Origin of the sequence: Saccharomonospora sp. NB11, from assembly GCF_015910535.1 — a bacterium.
Lineage (GTDB): Bacteria > Actinomycetota > Actinomycetes > Mycobacteriales > Pseudonocardiaceae > Saccharomonospora.
The window spans coordinates 66,638-87,218 of the sequence record NZ_JACBJG010000008.1 but is presented as its reverse complement, the minus strand read 5'-3'; the positions used below and the strand labels follow the sequence as shown (position 1 = coordinate 87,218).

Genomic DNA, 20,581 nt, shown 5'->3' with positions numbered 1-20,581 from the left:
ACGCTCCCGAGCCGTCTTCGCCGTCCACAGAATGACTTCACACACGGCCGTCGGCATGAACCGGCAGGAATGAGCTGCCCTTACCACTCCACGACACCACGAGTCGCTCTCTGGCTCGCGTACAGGCGACGAAGAGCAGACAACGTTCTTTCAGCAGGTCGCTGGCGTGCGCGACGCTGTCCACCTCCGCGGGCGTGACGTCTCTGGTGAACGGAACCGCGTTCGATGTGACGCCGACGACGGCCACGCAGCGAAACTCCAATCCCTTCATCGCATGCATGCTCGCCAGCCGCACACCGTCGACGTCAGCCCCCGGCCGGTCTTTGACCTTCACCGCAGGGATGCCCGCAGCAACCAATCGCTCACGCACCTTGTCCAATAGGACGTTGAACCGCGTGCACACGGCGATCTCGTCGGCGCGGACCCCCTGCTTCAGCCAGCCCTGCACATGGTCCACGAGCGCGGCGATCTCCTCCTGCTCGCTCGCGTAGCCCGCGACCATGGGGCGAGTGCCGCGCAGCAACGAGCGATAGCCGATCAGAGTGTCGTCGCCGTCACCGCCGAGGTTTTCGACGTTCGTGTCGGCGAGCAAGCCGACCGACCATGTGAGGATCTCGGCTGTGCTTCGGTAGTTGATCCGCAAGCGGCTACTACGACCAGCCACGGAAATTCCGAGAGCGCGTAGCGACACGCGGGAGTCGTAAATGCGTTGGTGAGGATCGCCTGTGATGAACAGGTCGTCGGGACCCAACGCGACAGCAGCGCGCACCACCCTCCACTGCACTGGGTGCAAGTCCTGAGCTTCATCAACGACCGCGTGGTCGTAGTGGTACGAACCAAACTCAGCTCCGCTGAGCAGCTCAGCTGCGTGAGCGCAGACTTGCAGGTGGGTCGTCTCGCCTTTCGATCGCAGCTCTGTCCGGAACTCCTCCACAGCACGCCAGAGCTGCCGCCGCTGCACCGCCCTCAGAGCGGAACCGCGCCCTCTCCGGACAGCGTCCAGGTATTCCTGCTCGCTGGTGATGTCCTGAGCCAGAATGACGTGCCGGAACTCCTGTGCGAGGAACTGATCACCCCAGGGAAGGTCGAGACGCCGACTGATCCGCCGCCACAGTTGTCGCTCGTCAAGATCGGTGATGAGTTTCTGCACTCGCCCAGTCGAGTCACGCACGACCCGGTTGGCGAATGCGTCGACGGTGGTCACGTGCACGCGGGCGAGTTTCGCCTCGTCATGGTCCAACAGCAGCTTGAGATTCTCCCGCAGCATGTCGGCCAGCGCGTTTGTGAAGGTGGTCAAGAGGATGCGACTGTCCTCTGACTGGGACAGCAGGTGCTTCACTCGGTGCAGGGCCACGACAGTCTTTCCAGTGCCCGGCCCGCCGGTGACCTGTGCAGGACCACTGAAAGACGGGCGGTAGGCGACCCGACGCTGCGATGGATGCAGAAACACGCGCCATGCCGCGAACGGCTTGTCGAGGATCTCGGCAAGTTCATCAGGACCGGTGACGAGAGTGATGCGACTGGTGGTGTTGCGGATGGCCATTTCAAGGCTTTCCTCAGTACCGGTCTCAGCCGGGACCTCGGCAGGCCGCCGCACCGCTACGACGTCGCGGTAAACCTCCTCGGGAGAGAAGCCCTCAGCCAGGAATTGGAGTACCTCGAACTGGTCCTCAGGCAGTACACCACCGAAGGCGTCCAGCTGCGCTTTGTCGGTGATCGCCCTGGCGGCACGCAGCACCTGGTCGTCGATGCCGAGATCGCGCAGCACAGTGTCGGAGTGGCGGGCAAACAATCGGGTCGGCACCTTCGCGGAAGCTTCTTCCAGCGAGGGCGTGAGTTGTTCGATGGCGACGACGTTACGCACCTCCAGCGCGCGGGTCGCCGAGTTGACGGTGTAGAGGCGTTTGGCAGCCCAGCCGTATGCCTCGTCATGCGGAACGACGCTGAGCAGCAGGAAGGTGTCGCTGCCGTCGTCCGGAGCGAGAACGACCCCCCGCCAAAACTGGGTCACTCGGATGGTCCGCATGCGCGAGTCGCGAGCGTTCTCCACTGTTTCCAGATGCAGACCCTTGTCCGAGTACAGCTGCGCGATCGACAGCTGCTGAAACTTGGCCATCGCCTTGCGGACGCCGGCCTTGACCTGCTTGTCGAGTACGTCGTAGGTCTCCCAGAAGCTGCTGGCGAACGCAAGTGCGGGCATGGTCCGATCATATTGGCTGAACGAGCGTCTGGGCGAGGCTCCACGAGCTATCCTGTTTCCAGTAGGCTGACAGACCACCTCTACCTGGCATGTCTTCGGCTCGGCCAATGATCTCGCCCTCGAATGGCACCGGATGCGGCGATCGCTCGAAACGCCTCAACTTGCCGATCGTTACAGGATTACACAACGATTCGGGCACGACACTCGACCGAACACTTTCATTGCTCGGCTCCTTATCGTGCCAACGGCAAGACTGGGAGTAGGTGAGTGCGGACCTACTCAGCGAGCCGACCGACGGCACGAAATCGAGTCGAACCTAAAAGCCAGCACACACCATGAACTGCTGACTGCCGTTGGCCCCTTCTAACGCCAGCAGATGTCCACGCGCCCTCGGACCGTCATGGGGCGCGCGACGCCAGATCTCAGGATATGCGCTGGACATCGAACTCCCTCGCGATCCGCCAGCCTGACTGGAACCACCCGTTCGCCATGATCTTCCACTCACATGTCACTTGTAGCTCGGCGAGCTTGTCACACCTCTATGACTTCAGCCGAAGCACCGACTGGTACGCACATACGTCCGTATCCGATTTCCCACTTCAACCACGTCTTCAAACCTTAGGCGCGCTCACCACCAAGGTCGCGCGGACCGAGCTCGGAGCCGCCGATCTGCGCCATTAGTCCAGACACAGCCCAGCTGATTTCCGGGTCGACCATAATCGCAAACAAGCTGAGTACGGCACCACCAGCTGAAGCTTGAACACTGCGTGAGCCTCTTTGCCGGTCTACCTTTCGCTTTCGGCCTCGGAAGACAAGATTGACCACGGACACGTCATTCCGAAAAGCGGCACCGCTCCCGGACCGACCATTTACTAGACCAACATACCCAACAGTGCAACCGCGGAAATTGCCCGCCGGGCATGGCACGAGACAGATCCCGAGAGCTCCGCGACACCGGGGCGCTATCTTCACAGCTCTGTCGTGTTAGGGTGCGTCAAGTTTCTCTGTCAAGCGCAAACGCACCTTCCGGCGCCCGCTCGTAGCTACCCTCTCTAAAGTGATCTTTCCTTCCTCCTTCATTCGGCGAACGAAATCCTGCCAAACATCGAGACCATAGGCTAGGACCCAGTTAAGCCGGAGGTCTCCATCCGGCGCGTAGTCACGCGAGCTCACAAGGATCGGCGCCCCCCCGAGGAGATTCGCCTTAAAATAGGCATCAATTTCACTGGCGTCGGTTGTTTCGTCCTGCGCCAAACCAAGCGCCTGCTTTATTTTCACTGGACCGACAGCCAGTTCGTTATACGTCAACAACTCGCGCACCTGCTTGTAGGAGTCACCGATTAAAACTGAGGTGGAGGAGTTCGATACATCTAGGCGGACGACGTAACTAGACTTGAGCAACAGTTCGACACGCTTTCCCACAGTCAGGTTCTGGACGTGCGCTCCCTCTAGAGTAACTCGGCCGGAACCGTCCAGATCCAAATCTTCGACCGTGATCCGACGGGCAATGCGAGGGCCGTCACCAGTCCCGTAGACCTGCGCCCATAATTCGCCGAGGCTGAGCGCGCCGGGCAGACGTGGATCATAGACTTCCACTGCTTCTACCTTCTCCTGGAGCGCATTGACCAACCCAGTGGGTGTCTCACCATACTCCCACCGCCAAATGGACACGATCAGCTGCGCACAGAGTGTCGAGATAGGAACGTTAAATAACAGGGCGGCTGCCTGCTCGTGCGGCAATCGCGCGACTTGCCGAGCAAAAAATTGCTCGGCGATAGCAAGATGAGTGAACTTGAAGGAAAGCTTGTCTTCAGACCACTCGGCACTCATTCCGCACAGGGAACTCAGCCGACGCTTTTCTTCGTTGGTGAGGTCGCGCGCTAGCGCCATAGAAGCCGCCAGTTCAAGGTCCTCTTCGGATATTTCCGGTACGGCGTTACGGGCAATCAGCTCGGCAACCTCGGAAAATATATTGGCCAACGCCTCGGAATCAAAGAGTTCAGTGCCTCTTTGCCCTCTCAACTTACGCCGTTCCCGTTGCAAGCAGGAATCGACTACAAACTGTAGAAAATCCTGTATTCTTCCAGACCGAGCCCAGGCGGCAAAAGCGAGACAGAAAAATGGCGTGGTCAACAGCTGACGAATCTCTGTGGGCATGTTCTGCTCCGTCGCTTCGACAGCCAGCCGACTAGTGAGTTCCCGCAGTTGCTCCCGCCGCCAGGGTTGAAGCTCGAGAGATGTTACACGTGGCGGCCAATCGAGTGCGGGATGTTGCTGAAGGTTCCGACGAAGCCGAGCTTCCGAATAACTCGAACGCGCCGACAAAATGATTGTCCCCTTGCCGCGCAATTCGTCCAGGATCGGTTTGAGACCAGATAATGGATCGTCGTAAGTTCGAAAACCGAGCAGTTCGTCGAATCCATCAATCACCAAGATGGCGAGGCCTGAGCGGCACAGCGCCAGAACAGAGCTCTTGTCAAGAATCCGGGTACGAGCCATGCTCGCGTCCAGGAGCGTGTTAAGACTATTCGCACTGGTTCCACTCGATGAAATATAAACTGCGAGCGGACTGAGCTCCTTACCATACGCGAGCGACTCCCTGGCGAACTGAAGCAAACTGTGCGTTTTGCCCGAGCCAGCCTCACCAGTGAGTATGATGAGGTGCGTCTGTGAGCTGTAATTGTCAGTCTGGGATGTAATCAGTTCACATGCCTCAGCAATCGTGCAATCCCTGCGATCGCCAAGCCCACCCTCAGTAACACGAACGCGGGCCGGAACATCGGTGATATAGCGTTTGAGGTTAGGGAACAGTTCCTCACTGATCTGACTTTCGTGCTCAACCTGCTCCTCAAGCTGCTCCAAGAGCCGTTCTTTAAGGAGTTCCCAGTTGCAGATGTCAGCCAGGAACTCCTTATACGACTTCGATCCTGATTCGGAGTACCAGACCCGAGTGTGATCGACAGTCATTCCGAATTGGTCAAAGCGTCGGATAGTACCACTTGAAGTACGTAGGTCCCACCGCACCGCAATCGGTTCCGAAGGAACAACGCGAACCTGGACAGATTCCCTCTCGGCGAAGCCTCGGAGGTCTTTTTGAATATCTATCGCAAAGCTTTCCAGCAGGCGATCTCCACTGTGAGGCACCAGCTCCCGAAGCGCTTCAAGAATGTCTTGTCGCATGACTTCGGTTGCCGGTCCACGGCGAGGCCAATAGGTAGCAAACGCTTCGGAGTAGTCGTTCAGAGCGGCAAGCTCATCGTCAACCCTGATAAAGAATGGGTCTGGTCGGGATACATGCCCGTGCTTACAAATCTTCAGAATCCGGTCTGCGTTGTCCGACACCACCCGATGGAGCGCATCGAGGTCGACGTTCTCTGGATCCGGGCCGCCGTGGAAAACTTGATTACGCATCCTCCGGATTGACGTGCCTTTAGCTACCTCGTTATTGACACTCTCGGCGACGAGACGCGCATCGATTTCACAGGTTTCGCAATCGAGCGAACGACAATGCAGGATGATGTATCGGGACCAGATATCGAGGGATCCCGGCGTGGTCAACGTGGTTGGCGCATCAGCCGCTGCAGCACAAAGCAACCCCAGCACACGCAATTGGAACTCAACGTGAGCCAGAGTCTTCAACGGCGCTTGATGTCGGTCTGGCGCATCGATTAGATCGGCGATCCCATCGACCAGTTCGGCGATCCTCGCATTACTCACGTCATCTCCTGGTAAAGGGGAGGGGCAGACTGCAGTATTCTTACACAGCGACGCCAGTACTGGGTAGCTCCAGCTACAAGCTGCGCGCGTGAACTTCCTCGAAACTCTCTGATCGCATCGGCTAACGCAACAGCTTTTCGCTGGCACTTGAGGCGCGCGAAGACGTGCCGATACCTCTGCCCCCCCCCCCGGACGACGAGAATGCGGTCGCCAATCGACTGTCGGACCTCCCCCTTCTCGTCGTCGTGCTTCTCGTGGAGGCCAGAAGGAACATAAGGTATCCCCCGAACTCTTTCCGCTGATTCGGACGGCTCTCTAATACGTAGTCAAGTAGATCACTGCAGTGATCTTGAGAGCTTGGGCGCCAAGCAATAGCGCATCGTCAATACTCCGAACGAATTCAACTCATCCTGGACGTAGGGCAGCGTCGGTCCACAGGTAGCCCCCGGTATTCTTGGGTTCGGGATACACGAAATGTTCGATCGCTTTTCAGTCGCGCAAAGGAGCCATCGAGCCATCCCGAGACTGACAAAGATATTGAAGTAGCTGTCGCAAGACTCCAGGTAAGCTCGACACGGGTGAGGACAAGCTCACCCGTGTCGCAGGTGATGTCGAGGCGGAGGCCGGAACCAGCCGAGATGGCGTCGCCGTCTGTTCACTAGCTAACGTCTTGTGAACGCGCGCGCCTCATCGGCATCAGCGAGTTCCGCGGCCTGTTCACGTCGCGGCGGCTCCCTGCTAGTGGCTCCAGAACCGGGCTTGTAACGTCATAACGTGCCCCCACAGCGACGGTGAGCCACAGCCCACCCGACCTGAAGCCCTGTCGTAAGCACAAGGCCTGTCGCCGGCGAGGGCCGCCGAAATAGGAAGAGCCTATCGGGCATCAGGCATTTTCAGCATTCGGTGCGGGGGCGTGGCGGGGGCCGTGGCCGGGAGGTGGGGTGAGAGTGGAGGTGTAGTTCTCCCCGTCGACAAGCGGGTTGTCGAGGCTCACTCCGGCTTCGGCCATGCGGTCGTACTCAGCGAGGATCAGGTCCTTGGTGCGGTAGGTGCCGTACTTGGCCTCGTCCTTGCGCTTGACGATCGGGAACGTGTCGAGGATGTAGTCAGCGCCCTCGCGCGAGATGCCGTAGAGGTGGAAGAACAACGCATCCAACTCGGCACGGATGACAGCCCTGCGCTCCTCGTCCCACCGGAACGGGGATCCCGTGTCACCGAGGTCTCGCGCGAACGGCTCCATGTCATAGGCGGTGTAGGTGAGTTCGAGAACGCGCGGCGCACATAACGGCAGATGCACCTTCGCTTGAGATGGAGGAAGAACCGGCAACTGCATCACGTACCCGTAGGTGAGATGAGTTCCGCCGATCTTCTGGCGTGTCACGTAATCGAATGCCAGTGACGAGAGCTGCGCGGCGAGGAATGGGACCAGATGTGGCTGCGCGATGTACATGTTGGGAAACGGATGCCCCACAGCAGTTCTCGGCATCAAACTGTTGATCATCGTTCGTTCGTCGCTGGCCCGGCAGATGTCGCGCCAGCCCAGGAGCCAATCGTGTTCCCAGTCCTTGTTCGCGAGCCGGGTGGCTACACCAGCTTCGTAGATGCGGTTGCCATTCTTGTCGAAACGGTCGGTGGGTACGTCGGCTTCGGAAACCCAGTAGCGGGGGAAGGCGACCGCGCTCGGGTCTTGCTTCTCCTCCAGAGTGAGGTCGTGGACGTCGCCTTTTTCGTCGTAGGTGGCCCAGCGGTGGTCGTAGTGGTGCAGCATCTTCGCCTCGTACAGCGGCAGCATGCGTTGGGCGCCCTTGGTGAAGACGTTGCCGGACAGTGTCCAGCCGTCGGCTTCCAGGTCTTCGCGAGTGCGGAACTTATCAGAATCGGTATTCATCATGAACATGAGTTGAAACCGCACGCCCCAAGGATTGCTGCCGCCCTGGCCGCACTCGTCCGGTTCCTTGACCAGGACCGGAACGCGGCGATAGATGCCGAGGGTGATCTCGGCATCGCGGCGGGAGCGGAATACCGGACAGGTGCCGGTGTTGGGGTTGAGGAGGGTGATCTCCTCCGGTGTCAGCGCGAACGCCTTGTCGGCCTCATCCAGCTCTGCCGGGTCGTGCAGGAAGAACGCGAAACGTGCGGCGGGTTCACGCACCGCACGGCCCACGAGCGACAAGATGCAGAATTTGAACGAACGGTGCACACCGGGAAACAGGGGCACGGCGTTCTCGAAGTCGTAGAGCGCAGCCAACGATTCACGTTTAACAAGATCTTTGAAAAAGTACTGATTGAACGAGTCCGTAGCGATACCTGATGGCACGATTTGGCCGCTTCGGCCATGATCATCCATGATGTTGCGGACGTGTTCCGCGAAGAGCGAGTAAGTGTTCAGGCGACCGTACGAGGTGAGCGGGTATCGACCGGCAGCATGCACGAAATGCTTGAAACCATCGTTCTTGCGCTGTTCAGCAACAAATTCAGCGAACAGGCCGGGGTCTTCCGCCTCCAGCTTCTTGATCATGCGGTTGCGCGCGGTCATATTCGGCGCTTCGGCTATGTCCGCTCGCTTGGACGCGAAGAACTCGCGAGCATCAAGCTGGACTTGCTCCCACGGCGGGTTCCCCAGCACACACGAGAAGCCACCGGACCAGCCGCTGTCCTCGGCCACGTCCGCGCCGTTGTCCGGCACGGTGAACACGTCCGGGAACTCCAGGTGCCAGTGGAAGAACTTGTACGCCTCGCGCAGGCGGGTGATCTCGTCGTGGGTGCTCTGCGGGGCCGCGTCGGCGTCCGGGTCTTGGAGATTGCGGAAGACCTCCTCGGTGACCGCGAGCGGCGCGTCGGGCGTCTTGCGCCACAGGAACGCCGCGCACCACGCATCGGCCACGTGCAGCGCCTGCCGGTACTCCGGTGACTCGGCGAACTCGCGGTAGGCCGACTCCTGGCGACGCACGTCGGCCAGCACGTCCGCGCGCGCCTCGGTGATGCGGCGCACGCCCGTGGCGAACGCCGTGTTCGCCACTTTCGCCTCGCTCGCCAGATCGAACAGGCTGTGCTGGCCCACGCGTTCGGCCTTGTTCTGCTTCTCCAGCGCTTTGGCGAACTTCTTGTCGTCGCCCTCGATCGGCTTGAACGCCTCGTCCGGGATGCCTTTCCGCAGCAGCTTCGGGGTCGCGCCGAGCAGGGCGTTGCCGCACTTGACGTGCGCGTCGAGGAAGCTCAGTGGCTTGCCCGGCTCCAACGCCTCCAGCCACAGCGACACCTTCGTCAGCTCCACGGCCATCGGGTTGAGGTCCACGCCGTAAATGCAGTGGGCGATCACCTCATGCAGCGCGTGACGTACGGCGTCCACCGTCGGCTCCGGGTTGCGTTCCCGCACCGCCGCCACCCGCTTGGCGATGCGGCGCGCCGCCGCCACGAGGAAGTGCCCGGAGCCGCAGGCCGGGTCGCACACCGTCAGCGACAGCAGCTCACGGGTGATCGCCCCCGTGGCGTCCGCCTGGCCCGCGGCCGAGGCCGCCTGCTCGCCGCGCTTCACCGCGTCATCGATCACCGGGTCCAAGGTGGAGTCCAGCAGGCACTCGATGAGCGAGGCCGGAGTGTAGTAGGAGCCGGTGGTCTTGCGGTCGTTGCCCGCCAGCTCCTTCAACTCGAACTCGCGGTCGACGGCGCTGTGCTTCGGCACGAGTTCCAGCAGCGACTCGTAGATGGAACCGAGCTCCTCGGCGCCGAGGTGCTGGTAGTCCACCGGGCGCACCCGGCGGGAACCGACATCGCGGATCTGCGCCAGGTGCCGCACGGCCGCCAGCAGATACTCGTTCGACAACGACAAGCCCCGCAGCGGGGCGTCGGCGTCGGTGTCGTCGAAGATGCCACCGAGACCCGGCAGGGCCAGCTCGGGACGCCCGTGCTCGTCGCCGAGCGCGTCCAGCACGATCCGCAGCGCCCGATACAGGTCGTCGTGCGCGGTGCCCCGGCGGCGCCGCGCGTGCGCGCGCAGCCGCGCCGTCGAGAAGTACTTCGCGTAGCGCTGCTTGGCCAACTCGTCCGCGTCCTGCGGGTGCAGGGCTTTGCGATCCTCGGCGACGAACACGAACAGCAGCCGGTACACCAGCCGCAGCAGGGCGGCGTGCAGCGCCTGCACGTCGACGTTCTCGCGCAGCCGGGTGTTGTCCGGGTGTCGCAGGAAACCCGTGCCGAGCGTGGTGATGGCCTGCCGCACGCTCTCCCGGAGCTGGTCCAGTGCCCGCGTGCCCGACGTGATCGCGTCGAGTCGCCAGCGTTCCAGCCAGCACGTCGCCGGGGACGCGCCGTCGGCGACGGCGAAGCGGGAGACGTGCAGCAGCCGATACAGCAGCACGAACTCGCTGAACAGCTCGCCGTCGAAGATGGCTTCCAGGTCGAACTCGACATACGAGGCGGTGGCCAGGGCGCTGGAGTCGCGCAGCAGCCGCAACTGGCGGCCGTTGGTGACCACACCCCACAGGTGGTTCTCGGTGCGGTTGAGGCATTCCTGCACCAGCGACTGCGGCGGCACCGTGCCCGCGCCGCCGGGACGGCGGTCCAGCGAGTGGTGCCACGCCGCCAGGTGCACGGGCACGTGGTTCCAGCGGTGGCTGACGGGGAAGGTCTTGCCCGTGGTGGCGTGGTCGTCGGCCGGGATACCCGACGATCCGAGCGAGGTGAGTTCCCCGAAGCCGAGTTCGGAGAACAGCGGAACGAGCCACTGCGAGCCGGCCAGGCCGGTGACGTCCTGCGGGGTCTCCGACTCCGGGGCGCGCGGCAGCTTCCGCCGCAGCTCCGCCCACACCGAGCGCAGGTAGTCCCAGTGGCGTTCCGCCTCGTCGCTGACCGAACGCGCACCCACCACGCGGTAGTCCGACGGCAGGCTGCCGCTGACGTCCTTGCCCTCGGAGATGCGCGCCAGCATGTCGGCGGGCAGCAGGCCGCCCACGGTGTGGACGGCGGAGAAGACCTGGTTACGGGTGACAGCGGACATCAGGCGTTCACTCCCGAAGCGGGCAGGTAGACGTAGGCGCCGAGGACATCGGCGGGTTTCTGGGCGGTGACGCTCACGCCACGCACGATCTCACCGGAAGCGCTGCGCACACGGCGATGTGAGGCCAGCAGCTCCGCGGCCAACTCGTCGCCGTACGACTCCAGGTGCGCGGTCATGGCGTTCAGGTCTCCGAGCACACGCTGCATGGTGCGTTCGGCGAACAAAGGGTCGGTGTTCTCGTCGGCGGAGGCCTCCAGCAGCGCCAAGGCGTCGTCGCCCGACAGCCACGTCGCGTTCAAAGGCGATCCCTGGAAGGCGAGCAGGCGGGCGTCCTCCGCCACCAGCTGCCGCTCCCCTGTTCGCGACGGCAGCGTGAGGTGGAAGCGGTAGCGCACCAGTAGCAGCGTCGTGCGGGTGTCCACGGCCCGCGTGCGGATCACGCCGCAGCGGCGAGCGGGACGGGGGCCGCTCGCCTTCTCGTCGAGTGCCGCATTGAGCACGTATCCCGCGACAGCCCCGACCACGGGATCGGTACGCACCAGAGCGGCCTCGCCCCGCGCCACCGCCGCCGTGTCTCGGAACGGCACCGGTTTGCCCGCCTCCACCACGTCACCGCCCACCAGCGGGGCGAGCGCGTCCCGCAACCCGGCCGGCGTGCCGCTGAGATCCGCGGTGAACCCGCCCTCATCGTCGTCACGTAGCACCGCTTCCAACGCGGACAGCGCGTGCCGAACGAAACTACGTACCTCGGCCGCACGGCCCAACACATCGCGCACTGCAGCGACCTCGCGGGCCACCTCCTCCGGGTGGATGGCTCGCTGAGCGAACCGCGAACGCGACGCCTTCTCACGCTCGGCGGCCGACTTCCACTCCGTCTCCAGCTCCGCCGACTTGCTCTTCAACACGTCCTCTTCGAACAGCGAGGCTTGCTCCGCCTGCTTGTTGCGTAGCAACAGCCATTCCACGATCGCGTCGGTGACCCCCGCAGAGGCGGCATCCGGAACCGACACGGAGATGCCCAGATCCTTCCGAATCTGCCGATGCTTCTTGATAAGCACCTCGAGCACCTTGCCGTCGATACCGTTGTCGCTCCCATAGAGCGTGATCACCCTGACGATCTCCCGCTTCTGGCCGTAGCGGTCGACACGACCCTCTCGCTGATCATGCCGCGTGGGGTTCCAGGCCAGGTCGTAGTGCACCACGGCGTCGAAGTGATGCTGAAGGTTCACCCCCTCGGAAAGGCAGTCCGTGGCAACAAGCACCCTCCGGACGGCGGCATCATCCCCCGCCTCGGCTGCCAGTTCCTCGATGCGCTGCAGGCGTTGCTGCGGAGACAGCGTGCCTGTGACCGCACGCACCAACGTGCGCTTTCCGAGCTTGCTCTCCAGGTGCTCGGCAACATATTCGGCCGTGGGGATGTAGCGACAGAAGACGATCGGGTGGTAGCCATCGGCGAGCAGCGCCTTGAGGTGCTTGATCAGGGCGGCGAGCTTGCGGTCCTGATCGGGGCCCTCTAACGCCGCCGCCCGGTCGGCCAGCTCAGCCATTCGTGCACCCGCATGCTCCGTCTCCGCGCCGGGGACGACGTCCACCCCCTCCAAAGCGTCGCTCTCCACCGAATCCCTGGTCAGCGGAGCGGCGAGCCGGTCGGCTTCCTCGGCTGTGGCGGCCAGCGCCGCTGCCGAGCGGGTGCGCAAGGTCTGCGCGGCGGCCCTCGGTGAGGACACCAGCGACCGCAGCAACGCGATGGCCGACCACCAGGCGATGCGTGCCTCCCGCTTATTCTCCTCTCCCGCTGCGGTCACACGCTCGCTCGCGTAGGCGATGGCATCGTCTAACAGTTCGCGATAGGCAGGGGCGAGCTTGTAGGTCTCGTCCTTGAAGCAGCGATCGGAGGGAAACGCAGTGTCCTCACGAAGACTGTCGTCAGCCACACCGTCCCTCTCCTGCGTGAGGAACTGCCTCACGTCGGCACGCCTGCGGTGCACGAAGTGCGCGGCGAGCATGCGGCGGCCGGCATCCGTGTCGAGGTCGACCGTGGCCAGTTCCGGCCGCACAAGACCCAACAGTGCCCGGAAGGCACTCTCCTTGCCGCTGTGAGGCGTGGCGGTGACCAGCAGCAGATGCCGCTCGGAGTCCGCCGAAATCTTCTCCAGCAGTTCGTGTCGTAGCTGACTGGCAGTGGAAGCGCGGTCATCTGCGGCCACGCAGGTGTGGGCCTCATCGACGATCACCAGGTCCGGGCAGTGCTTGACGAAGTCATCACGGTGCCGCGTCGACTTAACGAAATCCGTGGACACCACCACGTGCGGGTACCGGTCGAACAGCGACTGCCCCAGATCGAGGTTGCGCTCCAACTTGGAGACTGTCGAGGCAAGTACCAACTCGGCATCGATGCCGAACTTCGTGCGCAACTCTTCCTGCCACTGCTCGGCGAGCGCGGGCGAACACAACACCGCCAACCCGCTGGCGCTGCCTTGTGCCAACAACTCGGTGGCTATCAGACCCGCCTCGACAGTCTTGCCGATACCGACGTCGTCAGAAATCAGCATGCGCACCACCCGCTGCCGCAACGCCATCAGCAGCGGCACGAGCTGGTAAGCACGAGGTTCCACGGCGATTCCCGCCAGTGAGCGGAACGGCCCCGCTCCAGAACGAAACCCAATTCGCAACGCCGATCGCAGCAGGCCCGCTGCGAGTGAATCACCGAGATCGTCCGCGGATGGGGGGGTGAACTCGGCGTGGCGGACCTTTTCGAACGCCGGGAACACGGCCGCAACGTCGTCGTCGCCACCGCCCAGTGGGCGCAGAACCAGCATGTCCTCGGCGCTGTCCGGCAGAACGACCCATTCGCGCCCACGCGCGGACACCAGAGAACCTGCGGTGAAGGGGGTGCTCATGTGCTGTCGTTTCTCTCCTCGTCAGACGCCCACGCCGGGGCCGAAGTAGCGCTGGAACTGGCCGGCGATGGCCTCCCAGTCCCCGTCGTGCGGGAACCGGACCACCTCCCAGCCCTTGTCTAGCAGCCGGTCCTCCGCCTCGCGGTCGCGTTCGGAGATGACGGGGTACTCGTGCACGGGACCGTCGACGAACACCGCCACGTTCGCCCCACGGAGCCGGTAGACGTAATCAGGGCGAGCTAGCGCTTCCGAGACGAACGTCTGAGCCTCGTCCGGCAGACGCAGACCGCGCTCCTTCAGGAACTTGATGAGCCTGGCCTCCAGTCCTGTTTCGGACTGCGCGATCAGCCGCTCCAACTGCTCCGTGCGTGACTCGCCTCGCCCGGTGGTGAGGACCGTGACTCCGGCGAGCCGGACGAGCAGGTCTCGCACCGAGTGCCGGTCGATCGCCCCGTGATCGGACTGGTTGCCGTAGGTGAGCAGGCAATCGTAGCAGCCACGGGCGCACGGGCGGTCTGGGTGCGGTCCCCCCCGGTCGGTGCCGTCCTGGGTGAAGTGACAGATATCGAGCGCAGCTTTGACCGCCTGCCGCAATGCCGTCGGATCGGCCTGCAGTAACCGCAGCACCCCAGCACCGCCTTCAGCGGCTTCCGTGAACAACATCCGGTCACGGTCGCCCTTGTCCGGAGGCAACAACTCGCTGGTCAACTCGGCGTCCTCGAGCTCGAACGCGGCCTCGATGCCGCGTTCCAGCGCGTACATCAACGACAGGGCCGTCGCCTCCGGAAGCGCCTCGGCGAGCTTCACCACGAGGATGTTCCGGCGATCCTCCACGTACGGGATCACCCGCTTCTTACGACGCTTCTCGTTACCGTCGGCATCCACGACAGGCATTTCACTAGAGTCTCCGGATGCCTCGGCGGCGTCGCGCTCGTTCATCCAGCGGCCGTCGGCCGGATCGAGCCAAAACCCCAGCGGCTCGTTCTCGGCGGCCCGCAGGCGGCCGATGTTAGTGATGCGCACGGTGGCGGAGTCACCGTAAGTGAGGGTTGCCAAGGTGCCGCGATCATCGGACACGATGGCGTCCCTACGGCCAGGGCGTTCTCCGTGGTCTCGGAAGCGATAGGACGTAACCAGCCGGAACCCGGCCCGCCTACGTTCTTCTTCGTCGGAGGAAATCCGCTCCCGCCGCCGGGTGTACACGGTGTGGAGGTGCAACAGTCCCGAAGTCTGCTCCCGCAGCGGCTCGTTACACATGTCGCACTTATCGGCGTTGTCCTTCTCCTCGTGGTGGTAGCCGCAGGAAGAACACCGTTTCGCGGTGGTGGTAACCACGTCACCGCTGGCATCCGGCGGCAACTGAATTCGCGTCACCTGATAGCGCGAGCCCTCGTGATAGATGAGCGCCCCCGGACCGAATTCACGGATTGCGAGGAAACGAGGTCGCTGCAGGTAATCGCCGTCGCCGAACCGCCGACCGCTCGCGGGGATATACGCAGCGAGCGGCAGCCTTGGGAACGAGTAGCCCGGCAGGAAACCCTCGCTGGCCAGATACCGGTACGGGTAGAAGTCCGACAGCACCGACTTCGCGTCCACTGTCTCGTTCTTCAACAGATTGAGCTGAGTCTCCGCCTCCCTACGTCGACGCACGGCCGCTTTCCGGTCGTGCTCGGACAGCGTGTGGTCGAGCACCCTGCGATTCTGTTCGGCTTGGTCCACCAGCGCGGCGCGGAACAAACCACGCCAACGATCCAGCGCACGGTCGAATCGCTCCGCAGCAGCCCGCACGGTGTCGTCGATCCACGTTTCGTACCACCACTGACTTTCGGCCAGATCGTCGATCATTCCGGCGAGGACCTTGCGTGCAGCTGCAACGGCACGGCGGCGAGCAGCGGCATCCCGCAACGATGCAACGACATGATCGTGAAGTGGCAATTCCGGGTCCGGACGTCGGTTGTCCTCGGCGTAGCCGATGTCGATGATGTCGGGAATGGAGCGGCCGAGTTTGAGCCCCGATTCGGCCAGCCAGACCGCATGGACGTGCGAACGCACCAAGTCTTCATTAGCAAGGTCCAGGCGGGGCGGTGCGACGGCACCCGCGACCATGCGGTCGGATCGCCGGAAGTAGTACTGGTCATGGCTGTTACCCGTCGCGCAGTACGTGGTGACGAGCGCGGGTTGTCCCGACCGGCCCGCTCGCCCACTGCGCTGGGCGTAGTTCGCCGGTGTTGGGGGCACATTGCGCATCATCACGGCGTTGAGCTCGGAGATGTCGACCCCAAGCTCCATCGTCGGCGAGCAGTAGAGCAGGCTCAGTTCACCGTCCCGGAATGCTTCCTCACGCCGTTCCCGCTCCTCCGGATCGACCTGGGCGGTGTGTTCCTTCGCACCCAGTCCACCCAGCACTCCGGCCGCATTGCGGTAGAGGTCACGGAAGAATCGGTTCACCCGAGGCCCTTCGCCACTGGCGTAGGTGCGGGTCAACGGGTCGTGAGCTCCCTGCTCACCCGTGCCGGCCCGCCAGATCAACGCCCTCGCCGCGATGCGGTAGCCGGTGATGGGCTGTCCGGCCGACCGGCTGTATCGGCCGCCACGCTGCGGTGTCGACTCGACCCGGCACACCAGCTGCGCATCGGCCAGTACCTCCAAGAGATCAGTAATGACATGCTGGGCGTCGTCGGTCGACAACCGCGGGAAGTGCACGCGACGCAGGTACTTGCCGAACTTCCCTCGACCGGACAGGAACAGCCCCGACCGGTCCATCCCCGGCTTGGAGCCGCGGGGGTAAGCCGTGCCAACAACCGGCTTGTCATTGGTGGACAACACCCAGGGCTCAACGAGCCTTTCCTCGCTGGCACGCTGAAGACTGTCGAAGTCGTCACGGAAGTACTGCACGTCCACGGCGAGCGCCCGCCGCATCTCGTCCAGCAGGACCCGCAGCATGTCGATCCGCTGACCTGGCTCGGCGTCACGTAGCTCCGGCTGTGTCTGCGCCCAGCGATCCTCGTTCCCAGCCAGCCAATCCAGATCTTCGTAATCGATCTTCAGCAGGCCAGTCTGCTCGAGATTGGGCATGGTGACGCGCCAGCCCCGCTGCAGGTCGAGATACAGCCGGAACGCCACGACGTCTCGCAGAGTCTTGGCCGCGTTACGAGCCAGCGATGGCGGTAGGTCGGAAGTGCCGACATAATCAGCCGGCTCCAGCCCGAGAGCATCAGTGACCTCAGACGCGAGCTCCTCGTGCCGAATACCTTCCTCGCCTGCGTCGACCACCGCCCGGTACAGCGCCGCCCGCATCTGGGTGATCTGTACGAAGTCGTTGAAGTGACCGGCCTGCAACGACGCGTCCTGCCGGTTGTCCACGAATGTGAGCAACTTGCGGGCCTTGTCGTCCAATGCGTCGGCCGGGGCCTGCTTGAGCGAACTGACTATGGAAGCCGACACCAACGATGTCGCCGACGAGCGTCCTTCTTGCCCCAGCGTCGCCAACTTCGCGAAGTCTTTCCCTCGGACCTGCTCGTAGCTCACCGCACAATGCAGACAGAATCGAAACGGTGCCGGGAAGAACGCAGCGACCAGGTCTCCCTTGCCTTCGTTCCCATAGACGTCCACGGTGACGGATTGCGGCAGCCTCTTGCGGTATGAGTCGCGCACCATCTCGACACCGCGGTCGTCGACGTCCAACCACGACTCGGGCAGACGCCGGTCTTCGATCGCTTCTTCCGTCGTGCTCGGCCAAGGGCGGTCGGGGTCGATGTAGAGGTAGCCGTCGCCTTCCCGGCCACCAGTCGCGGCGGTATCCCGTCGTGGTTCGTAGACAATGCCGTTCGGGCCGGTCTTTCGCCACACCGTCAGGTACTCCTGCCCGCATTCGCGGCAGAACGCCAGAGGCATCAAGATCTTACCGTTCGACCCAGGCTGGACCCGCTGGTAATCGCGGGTCAGGTGACGAGTCTCCTTATCCTCCAAGGTCACATATACTGTGTCTCCCTTGGAGAGGAATTGGTGCAGTCGGAAGGCGAACAGTGGGCGGCCAGTCTCCGGGTGCCTTGCCTGCGAACCGGCTTCCAGAGTGCGGCGGATGGCTTCAGCACAGGTGTCCTCGGGCACGCCGCTGTCGGCCGCCAACTCAGCCGCCGCATCCTCGATCCTCGCGGGACGCTGCCGGACCAGCTTGCCCGTGTTCTTTTCTGTGGCCAGACCGAAGCGAGTTTCGATCCAGCGCGCCAGCGGATCGGCCACCAAATCTGCGTATGCCCGTGGCGCGTCGAGTGTTCGAAGCCGCCCGGCGGGCACCGTGTCGAGCGGCTCAGCGGTCGCGCGAACCAACGTCTCGCCAATGACGTTCGCAGGAGGTACGGCCGTGCCGAACAGAGTGGAAGCGACTCGCGCGACCACTGCACGGCGGTCTTCCTCCGTGCCCTCGCTAGACATAGTGGCCGAGGTGCCCACACACTGCAGATTTTCGGCTCGACAGGCCTCACGGACTCGGCGGATCAGCAACGCCACGTCTGCGCCCTGGCGGCCACGGTAGGTGTGCAACTCGTCGAAAACGAGGAACTCCAAGCCGGTGGCCATCCTGATCAGCGAACGCCGGTCGTCAGGCCTCGTGAGCATCAGCTCCAACATCACGTAGTTGGTGAGCAGGATGTCCGGAGGATTGTTCTGGATCTCCCTGCGCCGTTCCTCGCTCTCCTGCCCGGTGTAACGGGCGTAAGTGACCGGCTGCCTGTCGGGCCCGTAACCGTCGAGCAGGAACTTGTCCAGCTCCTTGAGCTGGCTGTTGGCCAGCGCATTCATCGGGTAGACGATGATTGCGCGAACCCGCTTCTCCGCATGCGGCCCCTCCTGCTCGCGGGCCCGGAGCACGGTGTCCACAATAGGCACGAGGTAGGACAGAGACTTACCAGAGCCGGTTCCCGTGGTGAGGACGTAGGACTCGCCGGTACGCGCCACGTCGATCGCCTCACGTTGGTGCCGGTGAAACGCGAGAGGCCGACCGTCGCACACCGTGCCACCCTCGGTCTTGCAGGTCTGGAAAATGCGCGCGCACTCTGCGTGGAGCACACCGTCCCTGACGAGTTCCGATACAGTGCCACCCGAGTCGAAGAACGGGTTCAGCGAAAGCCACGGGTCCGGCCACTGCGATTTGGCGTCGAGGTCCTCACGAACGAACGCGGCGATCCGCTGGTCACGAATGACGGTTCCGCCCTCGGTGAAAGCTCGGTAGTCATCGATCAACCTACGGTGCACGCCGAAGATGTCCATGCCCGTCCTCGCCTCAGGTTTCGCATCCATCGTCGAGTGTGTCACCGAAACGTCGGGTGCTCGAAGCTCGGTGAGCCGAGACACCGGGTTGAACTCTTCCCAACCCAGTACGGTTCGTTCCCCCGCGACCTCGCTTTCTGCCAGAAGGGCGTCACGGACGGCCCCTGCGTCCACGGGACGGTCTGCCGGATCCTTCGCAAGCAAGCGATTGATCAGTCTGGCCAACTGCACCGGCACGTCGGCCCGGAGGGGACGCAGCGGCGGCGGATCTTCATTTAGGTGTTTGTGACCGAGTCCATGCGCCGACTCACTGTGGAACGGCGGGACGCCCGTGAGCAACTCGAACAGCACGCACCCCAGTGCGTAAAGGTCGGCTGCCGGGCCGACCGCCGAGCCACGGAACTGCTCGGGTGCCATGTAACGTGCTGTTCCTACCGTGACACCGGTGCTGGTGAGGCGCGTGGCTTCGTCGTCATCGGCGATACGCCCGATGCCGAAATCCATGACCTTAACCAGACCCCCACGCGCCAACATCACATTGGCTGGCTTGAGATCACGGTGAACGACATTTTCGGCATGCGCCCCCGCCAATCCATTTGCGATCTGCGCCCCCAACGCCACAACCCAGGCGACGGGCAATCGCGGGGCATCAGCAACCAGATCACGTAGGGTCCTGCCGTCCAGGAACTCCATCGCCAAGTAGGGAAGTCCCTCACCGTCGACGCCGCCGTCGAGGAGGCGAGGCAGGTTCGGGTGGTCGAGGAGGCGCATGATCCGCACCTCCCGCCCAAAACGCTCCGCGAGTTTCGTCCCGGCAAGCGAGTCGATGTGCGCGCCGGACCGCGTGCGCGATATCAGCTTCACAGCGACGACGTGTGCGCCGCCATCTCCCGCCCCGTGGTCCTCAGCGCGATACACCTCGCCCATGTTGCCCTTGCCGATCGCCTCGAGCAGACGAAACCGACCAGCTACGATCCGCGGTCGCTCTGACAACAACGCCTCCTAGAACTTGATGCGGGAGCGCACTCTGTGGCTTCATCGGTTGTCGCCGCCCATTCGCAACAGCTCCGCAGAGAGCGACTGATCGTCGTCTCCGTCAGGAAGCGCAATCGACGAGTCCGGACAGCTGGGGAGGGCGCTTGGTTCGGTGCTCGCGACCACGCCTAGCCGACGGAGCGAAACCCGGAACGGATGAGGGTTCACTTGGCCCGCTTATGGCCGGAACGACCACGCATGCCCGCCGAGTACTTCTCCGACATCATTCGCCCCCATAAGACGATGCCCACGCGCGTAGACCAAAAGGGCAACCTCGTCACACCGCACCGTGGCGCGTAGTTACAACGGTTAACCCATCGTGACACATCATGGACTATACGGGCGCCACAGACCAAGTTCCCCCGCGCAAGTCGCGGTCACCCTTCCCGATCACGATCAGGAGCCCACCTGTACCTCGTCACACGACGACGCGAGGCGGCGCTTTGTGGGCGCACTACATCAGAC

Annotated in this window: 6 protein-coding genes; 1 reads left to right on the top strand and 5 read right to left on the bottom strand. The window is 63.2% G+C overall.

The genetic code is table 11. The features are described from left to right. Nucleotides 1–37: 37 nt before the first annotated feature. From JAV51_RS13770 to JAV51_RS13760, 3 genes are all read right to left on the bottom strand, one after another. The gene (locus tag JAV51_RS13770) at nucleotides 38–2,200 is read right to left on the bottom strand and encodes a UvrD-helicase domain-containing protein (protein ID WP_197321111.1); all 2,163 of its coding nucleotides are present in this window, start codon (nucleotides 2,198–2,200) and stop codon (nucleotides 38–40) included. 984 nt (nucleotides 2,201–3,184) lie between these two features. Further along, nucleotides 3,185–5,917, bottom strand: a complete 2,733-nt coding sequence (locus JAV51_RS13765) for an NACHT domain-containing NTPase (protein WP_197321110.1) — start codon at nucleotides 5,915–5,917, stop codon at nucleotides 3,185–3,187. Between the two features lie 883 nt (nucleotides 5,918–6,800). After that, the gene (locus JAV51_RS13760) at nucleotides 6,801–10,514 is read right to left on the bottom strand and encodes an Eco57I restriction-modification methylase domain-containing protein (protein ID WP_307845885.1); all 3,714 of its coding nucleotides are present in this window, start codon (nucleotides 10,512–10,514) and stop codon (nucleotides 6,801–6,803) included. Between the two features lie 37 nt (nucleotides 10,515–10,551). Here JAV51_RS13760 and JAV51_RS20470 point away from each other — a divergent pair, with 37 nt between their 5' ends. Next, on the top strand, nucleotides 10,552–10,737 hold the full coding sequence (locus tag JAV51_RS20470) for a hypothetical protein (protein WP_307845884.1): 186 nt from the start codon (nucleotides 10,552–10,554) through the stop codon (nucleotides 10,735–10,737). A 175-nt stretch (nucleotides 10,738–10,912) separates the two neighbouring features. Here the strand turns inward: JAV51_RS20470 and JAV51_RS13755 are convergent, their stop codons facing one another. Together JAV51_RS13755 and JAV51_RS13750 are read right to left on the bottom strand one after the other, a co-directional pair. Then, entirely contained in the window at nucleotides 10,913–13,813 is a 2,901-nt protein-coding gene (locus JAV51_RS13755) for a DEAD/DEAH box helicase (protein ID WP_197321108.1), read from the bottom strand. A gap of 21 nt (nucleotides 13,814–13,834) precedes the next feature. Continuing rightward, nucleotides 13,835–20,074: a protein kinase gene (locus tag JAV51_RS13750; RefSeq protein WP_197321107.1), complete on the bottom strand. Its 6,240-nt coding sequence runs from the start codon at nucleotides 20,072–20,074 to the stop codon at nucleotides 13,835–13,837. Between the last annotated feature and the right edge of the window lie 507 nt (nucleotides 20,075–20,581).